Annotated in this window: 16 protein-coding genes; 7 read left to right on the top strand and 9 right to left on the bottom strand. The window is 63.8% G+C overall.

Features of this window, described 5'->3' with window-relative positions; genetic code table 11:
• The first annotated feature begins 4 nt into the window (after window positions 1-4).
• Window positions 5-730, top strand: coding sequence for an HAD family hydrolase (locus ACWGS9_RS12950; protein WP_454505620.1), 726 nt, complete (start codon window positions 5-7; stop codon window positions 728-730).
• Here ACWGS9_RS12950 and ACWGS9_RS12945 read toward each other — a convergent pair.
• Together ACWGS9_RS12945 and ACWGS9_RS12940 are read right to left on the bottom strand one after the other, a co-directional pair.
• A complete protein-coding gene (locus ACWGS9_RS12945) occupies window positions 727-1359 on the bottom strand; it encodes a class I SAM-dependent methyltransferase (protein ID WP_454505777.1) in 633 nt (210 codons plus the stop codon). The two genes, ACWGS9_RS12950 and ACWGS9_RS12945, sit on opposite strands and share 4 nt — an antisense overlap.
• Window positions 1360-1435: 76 nt before the next feature.
• Window positions 1436-3388 (bottom strand): long-chain fatty acid--CoA ligase, encoded by a 1953-nt coding sequence (locus ACWGS9_RS12940; protein ID WP_454505619.1) that lies wholly within the window; start codon window positions 3386-3388, stop codon window positions 1436-1438.
• A gap of 460 nt (window positions 3389-3848) precedes the next feature.
• On the opposite strand from ACWGS9_RS12940, the gene ACWGS9_RS12935 reads away from it, so the two are divergent.
• The 5 genes from ACWGS9_RS12935 to ACWGS9_RS12915 are packed head-to-tail and all read left to right on the top strand — an operon-like array spanning window position 3849 to window position 9089.
• Window positions 3849-5447 (top strand): ABC transporter substrate-binding protein, encoded by a 1599-nt coding sequence (locus tag ACWGS9_RS12935; RefSeq protein WP_454505618.1) that lies wholly within the window; start codon window positions 3849-3851, stop codon window positions 5445-5447.
• 50 nt (window positions 5448-5497) lie between these two features.
• Window positions 5498-6505, top strand: a complete 1008-nt coding sequence (locus tag ACWGS9_RS12930) for an ABC transporter permease subunit (protein WP_320215118.1) — start codon at window positions 5498-5500, stop codon at window positions 6503-6505.
• The gene (locus ACWGS9_RS12925) at window positions 6506-7414 is read left to right on the top strand and encodes an ABC transporter permease subunit (RefSeq protein WP_454505617.1); all 909 of its coding nucleotides are present in this window, start codon (window positions 6506-6508) and stop codon (window positions 7412-7414) included.
• Window positions 7414-8265: an ABC transporter ATP-binding protein gene (locus ACWGS9_RS12920; protein ID WP_454505616.1), complete on the top strand. Its 852-nt coding sequence runs from the start codon at window positions 7414-7416 to the stop codon at window positions 8263-8265. Before ACWGS9_RS12925 ends, ACWGS9_RS12920 begins: the two co-directional genes overlap by 1 nt.
• On the top strand, window positions 8262-9089 hold the full coding sequence (locus ACWGS9_RS12915; protein ID WP_454505615.1) for a dipeptide ABC transporter ATP-binding protein: 828 nt from the start codon (window positions 8262-8264) through the stop codon (window positions 9087-9089). The genes ACWGS9_RS12920 and ACWGS9_RS12915 overlap by 4 nt, the downstream gene beginning before the upstream one ends.
• A gap of 148 nt (window positions 9090-9237) precedes the next feature.
• Here the strand turns inward: ACWGS9_RS12915 and ACWGS9_RS12910 are convergent, their stop codons facing one another.
• The 5 genes from ACWGS9_RS12910 to ACWGS9_RS12890 form a co-directional block, all read right to left on the bottom strand.
• A complete protein-coding gene (locus ACWGS9_RS12910) occupies window positions 9238-10527 on the bottom strand; it encodes a cysteine desulfurase-like protein (protein ID WP_454505614.1) in 1290 nt (429 codons plus the stop codon).
• 51 nt (window positions 10528-10578) lie between these two features.
• Entirely contained in the window at window positions 10579-11253 is a 675-nt protein-coding gene (locus ACWGS9_RS12905) for an amino acid ABC transporter permease (RefSeq protein ID WP_320217176.1), read from the bottom strand.
• 162 nt (window positions 11254-11415) lie between these two features.
• On the bottom strand, window positions 11416-12213 hold the full coding sequence (locus tag ACWGS9_RS12900; protein WP_454505613.1) for an ABC transporter substrate-binding protein: 798 nt from the start codon (window positions 12211-12213) through the stop codon (window positions 11416-11418).
• A gap of 73 nt (window positions 12214-12286) precedes the next feature.
• Window positions 12287-13486: a pyridoxal phosphate-dependent aminotransferase gene (locus tag ACWGS9_RS12895; RefSeq protein ID WP_454505612.1), complete on the bottom strand. Its 1200-nt coding sequence runs from the start codon at window positions 13484-13486 to the stop codon at window positions 12287-12289.
• 166 nt (window positions 13487-13652) lie between these two features.
• A complete protein-coding gene (locus tag ACWGS9_RS12890; RefSeq protein ID WP_454505611.1) occupies window positions 13653-14414 on the bottom strand; it encodes an HpcH/HpaI aldolase family protein in 762 nt (253 codons plus the stop codon).
• Window positions 14415-14538: 124 nt separating this feature from the next.
• Between ACWGS9_RS12890 and ACWGS9_RS12885 the strand changes: the two genes are divergently transcribed.
• On the top strand, window positions 14539-15630 hold the full coding sequence (locus ACWGS9_RS12885; protein ID WP_454505610.1) for an LLM class flavin-dependent oxidoreductase: 1092 nt from the start codon (window positions 14539-14541) through the stop codon (window positions 15628-15630).
• Window positions 15631-15638: 8 nt separating this feature from the next.
• Here ACWGS9_RS12885 and ACWGS9_RS12880 read toward each other — a convergent pair whose 3' ends face one another.
• Window positions 15639-16034 (bottom strand): RidA family protein, encoded by a 396-nt coding sequence (locus ACWGS9_RS12880; protein ID WP_454505609.1) that lies wholly within the window; start codon window positions 16032-16034, stop codon window positions 15639-15641.
• 46 nt (window positions 16035-16080) lie between these two features.
• The gene (locus ACWGS9_RS12875; protein ID WP_454505608.1) at window positions 16081-17229 is read right to left on the bottom strand and encodes an acyl-CoA dehydrogenase family protein; all 1149 of its coding nucleotides are present in this window, start codon (window positions 17227-17229) and stop codon (window positions 16081-16083) included.
• Window positions 17230-17278: the final 49 nt, after the last annotated feature.

Raw genomic sequence — 17278 nt, 5'->3', positions numbered from 1 at the left:
ACGGTTGGCGGATATCAGGGGAATACTGTTCGACAAAGACGGCACGCTTGTCGACTTCAATGCAACCTGGCTTGGTGTCGCCGACTTCATGGCGATGGATGCCGCCGAAGGCGATCGCTGGAAGGCCGATCGCCTGCTCGCCGCCGCCGGCTTCGATTTCGTCAGCAAGCGTTTCAAGCCCGATTCGATCTTTGCCTCGGGCTCGAACATGGATGTCGTCGAACTCTGGTTTCCGCGCCTGTCCAACGAGGATCAACTGCTGGCTGTTTCCCGCTTCAACGAGATCACCTCGGCGCAGGGGTCGGCCATGGCGGTCGCGCTGCCGGGCGTTGTCGACTCGCTGCGGACATTGCACAAACGATCCTATCGCATGGGCGTCGCCACCAACGATTCGACCAGCGGCGCCGAAAGGACGCTCGCCACGCTCGGCATCGCGCAGCTCTTCGATGCCGCCTTCGGCTATGACGCCGTTGCCAATTCCAAGCCGGCGCCCGACACCGTGGTCGCTTTTTGCGATCTGACCGGGTTGAAGCCGGGCGAGATCGCCATGGTCGGCGACAACCGCCATGACCTCGAAATGGCGCGCGCCGGCGGCTGCGGTCTGGCGGTGGGCGTCCTTTCCGGCACCGGCACGCGCGACTCGCTGGCGCCGATGGCGGATATCGTTCTGGACTCGGTCGCCGACCTGCCTGACTTTCTCGCCGCGCGGGTGAACGTGCCGGCAGGTTAGCCGGGTTCCGCCACAAGCGCGAAGACGGCGCTGGGCTTTGGGTTGCCGCCGTTTCCGCCGACATCCGGCACCTGGTATTCGCTAAGCAGGCAAAGCCGTGGCCTGGGCAGCCAGGCGCGGCCGGGATCGCCGACCAGGACATCGATGCCGGCGGCGAGGCAGCGATCGAGGAACGGCATCATCCGCTGCGCTACGTCCTGCGCATAGAAGACGTCGCCCGCAAGCACCAGGTCGACCGCCGGCGGCGGACCGGCGGTGATGTCCTCATCGCGTATCTGGATGGCGACGCCGTTGGCTTCCGCGTTGAGGCGAAGCGCCACGACGCCGTTACGGTCAGTCTCCGCCGCGATCACCTCGCGCGCTCCGGCTGTTGCAGCCGCGATACCGACCAGCCCCGAACCGGCGCCTAGATCGAGCACCCGCTTGCCGGCGACGATCGACGGACGGTCCAGCACATAGCGGGCCAGCACCGCACCACCGGCCCAGGCATAGGCCCAGTAAGGCGGCTGTGGCTCAGGCCGGCTTTCGCCATTGTCGTCGTCAGGTTCGAGCAGGCGCCGCAGGCCGCTGCCGGGATGCGCCAGATAGAGGCAGATCTCCGGCAGCGAGGGTACCGGCGCCAGCCGCATGTTCGCCTTGATGAATTGCGCCGGATCGAGCGGCTTCACCCGCTCTCCCCCAGGCTGGCCGTGGGATCGCTCAAGCCTATTCCCGCAGCGCGCGCCGCAGGATCTTGCCGACCGGCGTCTTCGGCAGCTCGGTGCGGAACTCGACGTATCTCGGCCGCTTGTAGCCGGTCAGGTTCTCGCGGCAATAGGCCATCAATGTCTCGACGGTAAGTGCCGGATCCTTCTTGACCACGAACAGCTTCGGCACTTCGCCGGAATGCTCGTCCGGCACGCCGATCGCCGCCACTTCCAGCACGCCGGGGTGGTGCGCCACCACTTCTTCCAGTTCGTTCGGATAGACGTTGAAGCCGGACACCAGGATCATGTCCTTCTTGCGGTCGACGATCTTGGTGTAGCCGCGCTCGTCCATGAATCCCATGTCGCCGGATTTGAAGAAGCCGTCCTTGGTCATCACCTTGGCGGTCTCGTCGGGGCGGTTCCAGTAGCCGGCCATCACCTGCGGGCCGCGGATGCAGATCTCGCCCACTTCGCCGAGCGGCACGTTGTTGCCGTCGTCGTCCCGGATGGCGATTTCCGTCGAAGGCAGCGGCAGGCCGATGGTGCCGGTGAAGTCGCTGGAGCTGAACTTGTTGGCGGTCGCCACCGGCGAGGTTTCGGAGAGCCCGTAGCCTTCGCTGACCGGGCAGCCGGTCAGCGCCTTCCAGCGTTCGGCGACGCCCTTCTGCACCGCCATGCCACCGCCCAGCGTCAGGATCAGCGGCTTGAAGTCGAGCTTGCGGAATTCCTCATTGTTGAGCAGCGCGTTGAACAGCGTGTTGAGGCCGGGGAAGATGTGCATCGGGTATTTCGCCAGTTCCTTGACGAAGCCCGGAATGTCGCGCGGGTTGGGGATCAGCACGTTCTGCGCACCCTGCTGCATGCCCATCAGCGCGTTCACCGTCAGCGCGAAGATGTGATAGAGCGGCAGCGCGCAGATGAAGTTGAGATGCGCCGGCTTCGGCTTGACCGCGTAGGCGTCCTCCACCCAAAGCGAATTCTGCGCGACATTCGAAAGCACGTTGCGATGCAGCAGCGTCGCGCCCTTCGAGATGCCGGTGGTGCCGCCCGTATATTGCAAGAAGGCGATGTCGTCACCGGAGACCGTGGGCGGCTTGAAGGCGATGGTCGCGCCGGTTTTGAGCACGGCGTTGAACTTGACATGGCCGGGCAGCGACCATGCCGGAACCATCTTCTTCACCCGCCGCACGACAAGGTTGACGATGGCGCCCTTGAGGCCGCCCAGCATGTCGCCCATCGCGGCGACGATGACGTGCTTCACCGACGTCCTGGCGATCACCGCCTGCAGCGTGCCGGCGAAGTTTTCGAGGATGACGATCGCCTGCGCGCCGGAGTCCTTCAACTGGTGCTCCAGTTCGCGCGGTGTGTAGAGCGGGTTGACGTTCACCACGGTGTAGCCGGCGCGCAGTATGCCCATCATCGCCACCGGATATTGCAGCACGTTCGGCATCATCAGCGCCACGCGCGCACCCTTCTCCAGACCTCTCGCCTGCAGATAGGCGCCGAACGCGGCCGAGAGCCGTTCGAGCTCGCCATAGGTGATCGACTTGCCCATGCACACGAAGGCCGGCTGTCCGGTGAATCGCTTGCAGGCGCCGACAAGGAAGTCGCCGATGGACTTGTAGGGCAGGGCGCCGATCTCCGCCGGCATGTTCTTCGGATAGCTTTTCAGCCACGGCTTTTCCGGCAGGCCGACGGTGAGCTCGGTGATCGCCTTCGGCAGGCTCTTCGAGGCAGGCTTCGCGGCCGCTGCTTTTGCGGTTGCCGGCTTGTCAACTTTCGCGGCTGCAGCCTTGGCCTTTGCCGTTGCCGGCTTGGCAGTGGCCGGCTTTGCGGCCGACCTGGCGGGCACTGCCTTTGCGGTCGTCTTGGCCTTCGGCGCGGCGGCCCTGGCGGCCTTGGGCGCGTTGCTTTCGGCGGCGGCCTTGGCCTTTGCTTTCGCCGGGGCTGTCGTCTTGGCTGCTTTTGCCACCTGTCTCTCCCTGTCGCCTTCGATCTGGGGCGCCCGCTTCCAAGGAAGCGTCCTCCACGCCGGTCACGGATTTCCGGGAAATCCCACCCGCCATCTATGTATTGCCTCTATCGGCGGCCGTGCAAGCCTTGCCCCAGCGGCAAGGCGGGGAAAGATTTGCCGTCGAAATCCCATGCTTCGAGGGCCTCTCGCATCGTGCCTGGGCGACCGCCGACCTTCGGCGGTGATGCCTCGCGCGCCTATTTCGAAAGGTGGCCGATCAATAAAAAAATGCCGTCGTTAATAATGTCGTGAGCAGAAAAAACTACTCATTTTTTCTGCTGTTGGGGCAAAGTCTAGATTCTTCTCCTGCTTCCCGTGGGGTAGGCAAACGGGGTGTTCCAAAGGCGAAGAAACGGTGCTTATATGCGCCCTTCACCAGCCTGCTAGAGGGGCCTGGGAGAACATCAGGGAGTGCTCAATGAAAAAGACAATGACTTTTGCAGCCGCGTTGCTGGCTGCAAGCGTCCTCAGCGGCATGGCCAGTGCTAAGACGCTTGTATATTGCTCGGAGGCGTCGCCGGCCAATTTCGATCCCGGTACCACGACCGGCGGCAACGACTTCGACGCTTCGTCGCGTACGGTCTATTCGCGGCTGGTTGAGTTCAAGCACGGCGGCACCGAAGTCGAGCCGGGTCTTGCCGACAAGTGGGAAATTTCCGACGATGGCCTGGTCTATACTTTCCACCTGCATCCGGGCGTGAAGTTCCAGACCACCGACTTTTTCAAGCCGACGCGCGACCTCAACGCCGATGACGTCGTCTTCTCCTTCGATCGCCAGTTCAACAAACAGAATCCGTGGAACGGCGACAAGTATCTGCCGAACCTCACCTGGGACTATTACACCGGCATGGACATGCCGAAATATGTCGCCAAGTGGGAGAAGGTCGACGACCTCACCGTCAAGCTGACGCTGACCGAGCCGAACGCGCCGATGCTGGCCAATCTCGGCATGGACTTCGCCTCGATCGTGTCGAAGGAATATGCCGACCAGCTCCAGAAGCACGGCAAGATGGCCGACTTCTCGACCAAGCCGATCGGCACCGGTCCGTTCCAGTTCGTCGACTACCAGCTGGATTCGGTCATCCGCTATGCGGCCAACCCCGACTACTTCAAGGGCAAGGAAAAGATCGACGATCTCGTCTTCGCCATCACGCCTGACGCCACCGCCCGCATCCAGAAGGTGCTGGCCGGCGAATGCGACATCGCGCCCTATCCGAACCCTGCCGACATCGGCACCATCAAGGCCAACAAGGACGTGACCCTGATGGATCAGGCCGGCCTGAACATCGGCTATATGAGCTACAACACCACGATCCCGCCGCTCGACAAGCCGGAAGTGCGCCACGCGCTCAACCAGGCGATCGACCGGGAAGCTCTGATCAAGTCGCTGTTCCAGGATGCCGGCGCCACGCCTGCCGAGAACCTCATCCCGCCGACCATGTGGTCGTGGGACAAGGACGTGAAGGCCGACGCCTATAATCCGGATGCGGCCAAGAAGGTGCTGGCCGGTGCCGGTCTCAAGGAAATCCAGCTCTGGGCTTCCGACCGCGTTCGTCCGTACAACCCGAACTTCCAGCGCGCCGCGGAACTGATCCAGGCCGACTGGGCCAAGGTCGGCGTCAAGGCCGAAATCGTCAACTACGAGTGGACCAAGTATCGCTCGGAAGGCAAGAAGAAGGACCGTCCCGGCGCCTTCCAGATCGGCTGGACTGGCGACAATGGCGATCCGGACAATTTCTTCGCCACCCTGTTCGCCTGCTCGGCCATCGGCGTCTCGAACTATTCCAGCTGGTGCGACAAGGACTTCGAGGACCTGATCCAGAAGGCCAAGAAGACCAGCGACCAGGCCGAGCGCACCAAGCTCTATCAGCAGGCGCAGGTGATCTTCGCCAAGGAAGCTCCGGCTTTCCTGCTCGCCCACAGCCAGGTTTACGCGGTCGTTCGTAATAATGTCAGCGGCTTCAAGATGGACCCGCTCGGCATTCATCGCTTCGACGGCGTTGACAAGGCCGAATAATATTGCGAACGGGGCGGCGCAACTTTAGCGCCGCCCCGTTCAATTCGACGATGCTCCGATATCTTCTCAACAAAATCGCCCTCCTGATCCCGACCCTGGTCGGCATCACCATCTGCGCCTTCGCCTTCGTCCGGCTGCTGCCCGGCGATCCGATCCTCGCCATGGCTGGCGAGCATGGCGTCGCCCCCGCCCGCTACGAAGAGTTGAAGCAACAGTTCGGCTTTGATCTGCCGATATGGGAGCAGTATGCGCGCTATGTCGGTGAGGTCGCCACCGGCGATTTCGGCGTCTCCATTTCGTCCAAGCGCCCGGTTCTCGAGGAGTTCAAGACGCTCTTCCCGGCGACGCTGGAACTGTCCTTCTTCGCCATGATCTTCGCCATGGTGATCGGCATACCCGCCGGCATCGTCGCTGCCGTCAAGCGCGGCTCATGGTTCGATCAATCGCTGATGGGCACCGCCCTTGTCGGCTATTCCATGCCGATCTTCTGGTGGGGCCTGCTGCTCATCATCTTCTTTTCCGGCTATCTCGGCTGGACGCCGGTCTCGGGCCGCATCGGCCTTCAGTTCTTCTTCAAGCCGATCACCGGCTTCATGACGATCGACACCTTGCTGTACGGCAAATGGGATGCTTTCCGCTCGGCGCTCAGTCATCTCGTCCTTCCCGCGATCGTGCTCGGCACCATCCCGCTGGCGGTGATCGCGCGCCAGACGCGCTCGGCCATGCTCGAGGTGCTCGGCGAGGACTATGTCCGCACCGCGCGCGCCAAGGGCCTTTCGGCGGGCCGCGTCATCGGCGTGCATGCGCTTCGCAACGCCCTGATCCCGGTCGTCACCACCATCGGCCTCCAGGTCGGCACGCTGCTTGCCGGCGCCATCCTCACCGAGACCATCTTCGCCTGGCCGGGCATCGGCAAGTGGATGGTCGATTCCATCTTCAAGCGCGACTACGTCGTCGTGCAGTCGGGTCTGCTTTTGATCGCGCTCATCGTCATGGCGGTGAACCTCATCGTCGATGTGCTCTATGCCGTCATCAACCCACGCATCAGGGCAGCATAGATGAGCCAGACCGAAATCGCCCCGATGGCCGCGGGCAGCCCGGATCGCCTCACCGGGCTGAAAACCTTCTGGCACTATTTCTCGGTGAACCGCGGCGCCGTCATCGGCCTGTTCGTCTTCATCCTTTTGGTGTTGGCCGCGCTCTCCGCGCCGCTGCTCGCGCCCTATGCGCCGGATGTGCAGGACAAGACCGCGTTCCTGCGGCCTCCGGCCTGGCAGGCCGGCGGCTCGACGCAATATCTGCTCGGCACCGATCCGGTCGGCCGCGACATTCTCTCGCGCCTGCTCTATGGCGCGCGCTTCTCGCTGCTGATCGGCGCGGTCGTGGTCACGTTGGCCCTCACCGGCGGCATTACGCTTGGCCTCCTGGCCGGCTATTTCCGCGGCTGGGTCGACGTCGCGATCATGCGCGTCATGGACCTGATCCTGGCCTTTCCGTCGCTGCTGCTCGCGCTGGTTCTGGTCACCATCCTCGGCCCGGGCCTGTTCAACGCCATGCTGGCGATCGCGCTGGTGCTGCAGCCGCATTTCGCCCGCCTGGTGCGCGCGGCGGTGATGGCCGAGAAAAGCCGCGAGTATGTCGTGGCGGCGAAGGTCGCCGGCGCCGGTCACATCAGGCTGATGCTTGCCACCATCCTGCCCAACTGCCTGGCGCCTTTGATCGTCCAGGGCACGCTGTCCTTCTCCAACGCCATCCTGGAAGCCGCGGCACTCGGCTTCCTCGGCCTCGGCGCCCAGCCGCCGACGCCGGAATGGGGCACGATGCTTGCCTCGGCACGTGAATTCATCCTGCGCGCCTGGTGGGTGGTCACCTTCCCGGGTCTCGCCATCCTCATCACCGTGCTTGCCATCAACCTGGTCGGCGACGGCCTGCGCGACGCGCTCGATCCCAAGCTCAGGAGGTCGTGATGGCGCTGCTCGACATCCAGAATCTCGTCGTCGAATTCCAGACCGCGTCCGGCCCGTTCCGCGCCGTCGACGGCGTCTCGCTCCATGTCGACGAGCGCGAGGTGCTCGCCATCGTCGGCGAATCCGGCTCCGGCAAGTCGGTGTCGATGCTGGCAGTGATGGGCCTCTTGCCATGGACGGCCAGGGTGACCGCCGACCGGATGGACTTCGCCGGTCGCGATCTGCTGAAGCTGGGTTCTGCCGAGCGGCGCAAGATCGTCGGCAAGGATATGTCGATGATCTTCCAGGAACCGATGGCAAGCCTCAATCCCTGCTTCACCATCGGTTTCCAGATCGAGGAGGTGCTGCGCTTCCATATGGGCATGGACAAAGCCCAGCGGCGCGCGCGCGCCATTGAACTCCTGAAACAGGTCGGCATTCCGGAGCCCGCCGAGCGGCTGAATTCCTTCCCGCACCAGATGTCGGGCGGTCAGTGCCAGCGCGTCATGATCGCCATCGCCATTGCCTGCAATCCGAAGCTGCTGATCGCCGACGAGCCGACCACCGCGCTCGACGTCACCATCCAGAAGCAGATCCTCGATCTCTTGGTCTCGCTGCAGGTCAAATACGGCATGGGCCTGATCATGATCACCCACAATATGGGCGTGGTGGCCGAGACCGCCGACCGCGTCATCGTCCAGTACAAGGGCCGCAAGATGGAAGAGGCCGACGTGCTGTCGCTGTTTGAATCGCCGAAGAGCAACTACACGCGCGCGCTGCTTTCGGCGCTGCCGGAAAACGCCGTCGGCGACCGGCTGCCGACCGTCTCCGAAATGCTGTTCGAGCCGGCGCCTTCCGGAGCCGGCGCATGACCAAGGTTGTCGAAGGCAAGAACATCAAGCGCGACTACCATGTCGGCGGCGGACTGTTCCGCGGCGCGCGCACCGTGCATGCGGTGAAGGGCGTTTCCTTCAGCGTCGAGAAGGGCAAGACGCTGGCCATCGTCGGTGAGTCCGGCTGCGGCAAGTCCACGCTCGCCCGCATTATCACGCTGATCGATCCGGCGACCTCCGGCGGGCTGTTCATCGATGGCAACAAGGTCGATATCGCCAGGGACGGGCTCTCCAAGGAGATGCGCCGCAAGGTGCAGATCGTCTTCCAGAACCCTTATGGCTCGCTCAACCCGCGCCAGAAGATCGGCGACGTACTCGGCGAGCCGCTGCTCATCAACACCGACAAGCCGGCCGAAGAGCGCCGCGATCTTGCGATGAAGATGCTGAAGAAGGTCGGCCTCGGACCGGAGCATTACAACCGCTATCCGCACATGTTCTCGGGCGGCCAGCGCCAGCGCATCGCCATTGCCCGCGCGCTGATGCTGAACCCGAGCCTTTTGGTGCTGGACGAACCGGTCTCGGCGCTCGACCTCTCGGTGCAGGCGCAGGTGCTCAACCTGCTTGCCGACCTGCAGGACGAGTTCAAGCTGACCTACGTTTTCATCAGCCATGACCTCTCGGTGGTGCGATACATCGCCGACGACGTGATGGTCATGTATTTCGGCGAAGCGGTCGAATACGGTCCGCGCGACGAGGTCTTCTCCAACCCCAAGCACGCCTACACCAGGACGCTGTTTGCCGCGACGCCGCGCGCCGACGTGGCAAGCATCAAGGCGCGGTTGGCGAAGAAGAAGGCGGCCTGACGTCTGCTTCGTCGAGCGCGGGCAAGAGCTGCGCCTTTGGGACAGGGCGACAAAGAAGGTGCTGTAGCGCCGCGTTCCTTCACACCCCCCTCTGTCCGGCAGGACAGAGGGGGGTGCTGTCCCGCCGACATCTCGCGAAGACATCAAATCAAGACAGCTTCGCGATGATCGCCCGCAACGCCTCACCAAACCGGTGCACCTCATCGACCGTGTTGTAATGCACCAGCGAGGCGCGGACCGCGCCGCTATCCATCGACAGGTTGAGCCGCTTCATCAGCCGCGGCGCATACATATGGCCGTCGCGGATGCCTATCTGCAGGGCGGCCATTTCCTCGACGATCCGCTGCGGCGACAGCATGCCGATGTTGAAGCAGAAGGTCGGCACGCGCTCATGGATGCGTGCCTCGTCGCCGACGCCATAGATGGTCGCGCTGCAATCCTTCAGCACCTTCAGCATCTCGCGCGCCAGCATCAGCTCGTAGTCGCGGATGGCGTTCATGCCGGCGACGATGTTGTCGCGGCGCGAGCGGTTGTTTTCGGGCAGAAAGTTGCGGCCGATCGATTCCAGGTAGCGCACGGCCGCATCCATGCCGGAGACATTCTCGTAGATGAAGGTGCCGGCCTCGACCTTGTAGGGCGGCTCGTCCGGAATGAAATCCTCGCGGAAGGTCGGCAGCCGCTTCAGCGTTTCGAAGCGGCCCCACAGGAATCCCATATGCGGCGAGAAGTTCTTGTAGCCGGAGCAGACCAGATAGTCGCAGTCCCAGGCTTGCACGTCGATCAATCCGTGCGGTCCGTAATGCACGCCGTCGAGGAACACTTCGGCGCCGGCCGCATGGGCGATCCTGGCCACCGAAGCGACGTCGACGATCGAGCCGATCGAATGCGCCGTCACCGTGCAGGCGACGAGGCGGGTGCGCTCCGACACCAGCGGCTTGAGGTCGTCGACATGCAGATTGCCGTCCTCGCGCATGCGCCACCATTTGAACTTGGCGCCGGCGGATTCCAGCGCCAGCCAGGTGGCGATGTTGGCGTCGTGGTCCATGTCGGTGATGACGATCTCGTCGCGCCCGCCATCTGGGTCTTTGGCAAGCATCTGGCCGATGCCGAGGCTGACCAGCCGGATGAACGAGGTGGCGTTCATGCCGAAGCAGATTTCGGACGGGCTGCAGGCGTTGATCAAGAGCGCGACGCTTGTCCGCGCTTCGGCGACCGACTGGTCGACAGTGACGCTGCGGCCATAGCGGCCGCCGCGTTGCACATTGTGCGCCACCAGATGGTTGGTCACCGCGTCGAGCACGCTTTGCGGGATCTGCGCGCCTGCAGCATTGTCCATGAAGATGAAGTCGCCGGCCCGCTGCAAAGCGGGAAACATGGCGCGGATCTTTTCGACCGGGAACGCGGCGGTGTTGGTGTCGTCGGTCTGATGCTTGTTCACGGGGTACGCTCCTGCGCAGGGACTTGGACGGGTGGGGATCGGTTGGTGAGCTCAGCGCGCCTTCTCGTCCTTGAAGCGGCGCTCAAGCAGGCTGACGAGGCGGACCATCGGCCAGAGGAAGATGAGATAGACAAGGGCGGCGCCGATCAACGGCGAGGGGTTGGCATAAAGCGACTGCGCATTGGTAGCTTCTTTCAAGAGTTCCGGCAGCGCCACGGTCGAGGCGAGCGAGGTGTCCTTGAACATCGAGACGCAGTTGCTGGTCATCGGCGGGATGACCACGCGGATCGCTTGCGGCAGCACGACCTTGCGCAGGGTCAGCAAGAACGGCAGGCCAAGCGCCTGCGCCGCCTCGAACTGGCCGCGTGGAATGCTTTCGATGCCGGAGCGGAACACCTCGGCTGAATAGGCCGACATGATGATGGCGAAAGCCGTCACGGCGGACGCCCAGGACGACAGGCGTATGCCGAGGAAGGGCAGCGCGTAGTAGATCAGGATCAGCACCACCAGCACCGGCAGGGCGCGGAAAATGTCGGTATAGCCGATGGCGAGCCAGCGCAGCGGCTTCGGTGCGTAGAGCCGCACGAGGCTGATCGCCAGCCCTGCCGCAATGCCGATGACGATGCTCATCACCCCAAGCAGCAGCGTATTGAGGAAGCCGCGCAGCAGCGCCGGCAGGCTGGACGCAATAACTTCGGGATTGAAGAAGGTGTCGATCAGCGACATGGGAGCATTCCCCAACCGTGTTGCGTCTTGCGACGCCTAGAGCCAGATCCAGGACACATTGATCGGCCTGGCCGAACAGACGACAGTCCCGGGAAGGTCATGCGTGAAAACGGGACGTGCCGGCCCTTCGAGCCGGCACGTCGCTTGGTTGCCGGGTGCCGCTCAGGCCTTGGGCAGCGGCATTTCTTTGACGGTCGAGGAGTCCACCGGAGCATCGCTGTCGAACCACTTCTTGTGGATCGCGGCCAGTGTCCCGTCCTTCTTCATCGCGGTGATCGCGTCGTTCAGCTTGCCGAGCAGCGGGTGGTCCTTGGTCATCATCAAGCCGTATTGCTCGCCGGTCTTGATGCGCTGCTTGACGACGAGGTCCTTCATTTTCTTGAAGGAGTACTGCATGCCGGGGATATCGCTGACGGCGGCGTCGACGCGGCCGGCGCTGAGGTCGAGCAAAAGATTCTGCTGCGTGTCGTAACCCTTTACGTCGCTGAAGCCGTCGGCCTGCTGATGGTCCTTGACCCACGTTTCGCCGGTCGAGCCGGACAGCACGCCGACGATCTTGCCCTTGAGGTCTGCCTCGGCGCTGATCGGGCTGTCGGTCTTGGTGGCAATGCCCATGTCGGAATCGTAGTAGGGCTGCGTGAAGGACTGCGACTTCAGCCGCTCCTTCGTGATGGTGATCGAGGAGATGGCGACATCGATGCGCTTGGAGGTGGTGGCGGCGAACAGCGCCTGGAAGCCGAGATCGGCGATATCGGTTGTCATGCCGATGCGCTTGGCCGCCTCGTTGACGATGTCGACCTCAAAACCCTCGAAGGTGCCGCTCTCGTTCTTGTATTCGAAAGGCGGGTTGGTCGGATAGGCGCCGACATTGAGCACGTCCGCGGCGCGAGCCGTGGCGGGGCCGGCGGCGATGCCGATGGCGGCGGCCATGAGAAGCAGGTTGCGACGAGTAAAGCTCATTTTTGTTCCCTCTGTGGTTGGACGGGCGGGTTTGCCCCGCACGGCTTTTTGCCGCCCCGCTTCCGGCAGGGCGTCAATTCATTGCGGCTGTCATGCGTTGAAGCGCCGTTTCTATCTGGCTGCTGTCGCGGCATACGCACATGCGCAGGAACGCTGCCGCTGAATTTCCAAACAGGTGACCGGGCGCAAGCCCGACGCGCGCCGTCTCCAAAATGCGGGCGCAGGCGCGCCGGGCATCGTTCTCGCCCTCCAGGGCGAAGAACGCATACATGCCGCCGCGCGGCTTGGTCGGCAGGATGACGCCCGGGATTTGCGCCAGCCTGTCATAGGCGAGGTCGAGGCCGGTCCTGATCCGCTGCCTGATCTCCTCGACCAGCGGCTCGCCCTGGCGGATCGCGGCGACCGCACCGGCCTGGATCGGAGCGGCGGTGCCGCTGTTGATGTATTGGGTCATGGCGCCGAGCTGGTCGGCCACGCCCGACGGATGCGTCAGCCAGCCGATGCGCCAGCCGGTCATCGCCCAGGCCTTCGAGAAGCTGTTGACCGACAGCACCCGGTCGCCGTCCTCGGCGATCTGCAAAATGGAAGGGGCGACGTCGCCGTCGAAATAGAGCCGGCCATAGACCTCGTCGGAAATGATCCAGATGCCGGTGCGCCGGCTGAAGTCGAGCAGCGCCTGCATTTCCTCGCGCGACGCGGTCCAGCCGGTCGGGTTGGACGGCGTCGACAGGAAGATCGCTCGGGTGCGCGCGTCGCAGGTCGCGAACAACCGGTCGAGATCGAGCCGCCAGTCATCCTTGAAGTCGAGCGAGAATGGACGCGGCTCGCCGCCGATGAGGTGGATGGCGTTGTGGATGTTGGGCCATTGTGGCGCGACATAGACGACATTGGTGCCGGTATCGACCAGCAGTTCCAGCGCCAGATAAAGGGCCTGCATGCCGCCCGGCGTTACCGTGGTGCGTGCGATGGGGATCGGGCGGCCATGGATGCGCGTCTGGTATTCCGACAGCGCCTCGTTCAACGGGCCGTGCCCGCGCATGTTGGGAACGTAGAAGGTCAGCCCTTCATCGAAGGCCGCCTTTGCAGCGTCTCGGATGAAAGCGGGCGTCACCATGTCGCCTTCGCCGTACCAGAGCGCGATGACATCGCCGAGCTCCCGCGCGCGGACCGCGAGGTTGGCGATGTTTTCCGTGTGCAGGTCACGAATCTGGGCGCGCACGCCATCGAAAGCGTAGCGCGCGCTGGACGACGACTGGGGCAACACAAACGACAAGGACTGAACCCCTCCCACCAATGATGGACTGACCGGAAAGCCCCTCCGCCACGGCAGTCGCCATCTGGGATGCTATCCAAAGCGCGGCGCTTTTCAAGGCAAAAGTTTTAAGCTTAAAAAGTTTCGCTCGGCTGTTGCTGCGCCGATACGCCTCTTCAGCTGCGTCTTAGGATAGTTCGGCGCGCGCAGCCGTACAGTTGGCTGCGGCGCCGGCGCCAAGAAACATCGTGTCGCTGGCTAGCACGAAGAAACTCGCGCCGAGGCTCGCCCATCGACTGACTGCCTGCGGGCTGGCGCAGAATATGCCGGCAGTCCTGCCATGTGCGGTCGTCGCGCCGATGATTGTCCCGATCGCCTTGGAGAGCTTGTCCGCGCCTGCCGGGCCGACCGCATCGATAGACACCGAAAGATCGCCGGGGCCGACGAAGATCACGTCGACGCCGTCGACGGCCGCGATCGCTTCGATGTTGGCCAGCCCTTCCGATGTCTCGACCTGGACCGCGACGACGATCCGGTCGTTGGCGGCGGCAAGATATTCGGGAATGCGATAGCCATAGCCGGCGGCGCGGCCGGGGCCGACACCGCGCTCGCCTTGTGGCGGATAGCGTGAGGCCTTCACCGCCATCGCTGCCTGTTCTGCGGTCGAGACGCGAGGCATGAGCACGCCTTGCGCGCCACTGTCCAGCGCCGCCTGGATTGCCTCAGGCGCGTGACCGGGAACGCGCACCATCACCGGTACGCGATGCACGTCGGCCGCCCGCACCATGGCCTCGACCGTGTCGCGCGAGATCTGCGCGTGCTCCCAATCGATGCAGAGGAAATCGAGGCCGGAGAGTGCCATCACCTCGAGGGCGACCGGATGGGGAATGGCGGCAAAGGACCCGATGAGGTTCGTCTTGCCGATGCTTTTCTGGCGGAACTCGCTCATGCACATCCCCATTTGGTCTCCTCGAAAATCTATATCTGCAAACGGCTGTCATACGAAGCTATTTCAGGCTTGAAATATTTTTAGCCGGGCCTAGCGTGTGGCCTCCTGCCCAAGAGTTCCCGACATGATCAAAACGCATCCCCTGCATGGCTCCAACAAATTGAAGCTTGGCGTCTTCTCCACCAACGCGGATGGCGGCCTTGCCATCACCGATGTCCCGGAGCGCTGGACGGCAAGCTGGCAGGACAATCTGACCGCAGCTCAGATCGCGGACCGCGCGGGCCTCGAATTCATGCTGCCGATCGCGCGCTGGCGCGGTTTCGGCGGCCGCAACAAGGTTCGCGAATTCTCGTTCGAGACTTTTACCTGGGCCGCCGCCCTTGCCGCAGCCACCGAGCAGATCGGCCTGTTCATGACCGTGCACGTGCCGCTGGTGCATCCGCTCTACGCCGCCAAGGCGCTGGCGACGGTCGACCATATCAGCCAGGGCCGGGCCGGCTTGAACATCGTCTGCGGCTGGAACCCGAAGGAATTCGGCATGTTCGGCACGCCCCTGGTCGAGAAGGGGTACGACCAGGCAGCCGAGTGGATCGAAATCCTTGAGCGGCTTTATGCCTCGAGCGAGCCGCTCGATTACGAGGGCACTTACTATCGGCTGAAGGAGGCGGTGAGCCGGCCGGCCAGTCTGCAGCTTCCACGCCCGGTGACCATGAACGCCGCTTTCGGTGGCCCGGGTCGGGATTTCGCCGCCGCCAGGTGCGACTATCTGTTCACGACCTTCTCCGAGATGAGCGATGCCGGCAAGCACGTCGCCGACATCGGCGAGCGCGCCGACAAGATTGGCCGTGATGTCGGCGTCTATACGGTGGCCCATGTCGTGTGCCGCCCGACGATGGAAGAAGCACAGGCCTACTACACCCGCTACGCCGTCACGACGGCCGATCACGAAGCGGTCGATGCTCACATGGCCGGCAAGAAGGAATTCTCCCAGTCGCACGACCCGCATGCCTATGACCGCTACCGCCAGCGTTTCGCCGGCGGCGCCGGCACTTATCCGTTGATCGGAACTCCGGAATCAATCGCCGCCGACATGGCGGCGATTGCCGGGCATGGCTACCGGGGCATTGCACTGTCCTTCGTCAACTACACGCAGGAACTGCCCTATTTCTGCGACCACGTTCTGCCGCTGCTCAGGCAAGCGGGGCTTCGCCAGTAAGACGCGGCCTATTCCGGAATGACAGCCGTAGCCTGGATCTCGACCTTGGCGCGGTCCTCGACCAGCGCCACCACCTGCATGGCCGCCATCGCCGGAAAATGCCGGCCGATCACGTCGCGATAGGCCTCGCCGATGCCTTTGAGATTGCCGACATACTCGGCCTTGTCGGTGAAGTACCAAGTCATCGAGGTGATGTGCCGCGGCTCGCCACCCGCTTCGGCGAGCACGGCGACGACATTGGCCAGCGTCTGGCGCACCTGGCCGACGAAATCGTCGGTCTCGAATTGGCACTCGGCATTCCAGCCGACCTGGCCGCCGACGAACACCAACTGTCCGCGCGCCGCGACGCCATTGGCATAGCCGACCGGTTTGGCCCAGCCCTCCGGCTGCAGAATGGTGTGCATGTCTAGCCTCCCCCTAATTCAAACGCGGTTCTCATGCCGTCCCGTCTCATGCCGTCCCGATAACATGCCTGGCGATCACGACCTTCTGCACATCGGAAGCCCCCTCATAGATGCGCAGCGCCCGGATCTCGCGATAGAGGCTCTCGACGATATGGCCCTTGCGCACGCCGTCGCCGCCATGCAGTTGCACCGCCTTGTCGATCACCTCTTGCGCCTTGTCGGTGGCGAAAAGCTTGGCCATGGCCGCTTCGCGTGTCACCCGCGCGGCCCCCATGTCCTTGGTCCACGCTGCGCGATAGATGAGCAGCGCCGCGGCGTCGACATCCAGCGCCATGTCGGCGATATGGCCTTGCACCATCTGCAGATCCGCCATCGGCGCGCCGAACAGTTTGCGCTCGACTGCGCGCTTGACGCTCTCGTCCAGCGCGCGCCGCGCGAAGCCCAGGGCGGCTGCGCCCACGGTCGAACGGAAGACGTCGAGCACCGACATGGCGATGCGGAAGCCGTCGCCGGGTTTGCCGATACGCGCGGAAGCCGGGACACGGACATTGTCGAAAGAGAGCCGCGCCAGCGGGTGAGGGGCGATCACCTCGAGCCGTTCGGCGATGCCAAGTCCCTTCGCGTCGCCGGCCACGATGAAAGCGGAAATCCCCTTGGCGCCGGGCGCCTCGCCGGTTCGGGCGAAGACGATGTAGAGGTCGGCGATGCCGCCATTGGAAATCCAGGTCTTTTCGCCCGAAAGCAGATAGTCGTCGCCATCGCGGACAGCCGTCATTTCCATGTTGGCGACGTCCGATCCCGAGCGCGGCTCCGACAGCGCAAAGGCTGAGATCGCTTGACCGGCCCGCGTCTTTTCCAGCCAGCGCTGCTGGTCCGGCGTTCCGAACAGCGTGATGGCGCCGGTGCCAAGGCCTTGCATGGCGAAGGCGAAGTCGGCGAGCCCGTCATGGCGGGCGAGCGTCTCGCGTGTGATGCAGAGCGTGCGTACGTCGAGCGGTCCCGGGTTGGCCGGGTCCAGCGCCGTCGGCTTCAGCAAGCCGTCACGGCCAAGCATGGAGACGAGGTCGCGGCAGGCGGCGTCGACATCGTGGTGATCGACGGGGAGGTTCTTTGCGCACCAGGCGTCGAGGCGTTCGGCGACTTCGCGGTGGCGGTCTTCGAAGAAGGGCCAGTTGAGGAAGGAACGGTCAGGCATGGATTCTTCCTTCCACGCCCCGATCCTTCACACCCCCCTCTGTCCTGCC

The organism is Mesorhizobium sp. Arg314 (genome assembly GCF_053714275.1).
The sequence above is the reverse complement of the archived record's forward strand: the minus strand, read 5'-3'. Positions and strand labels throughout refer to the sequence as shown.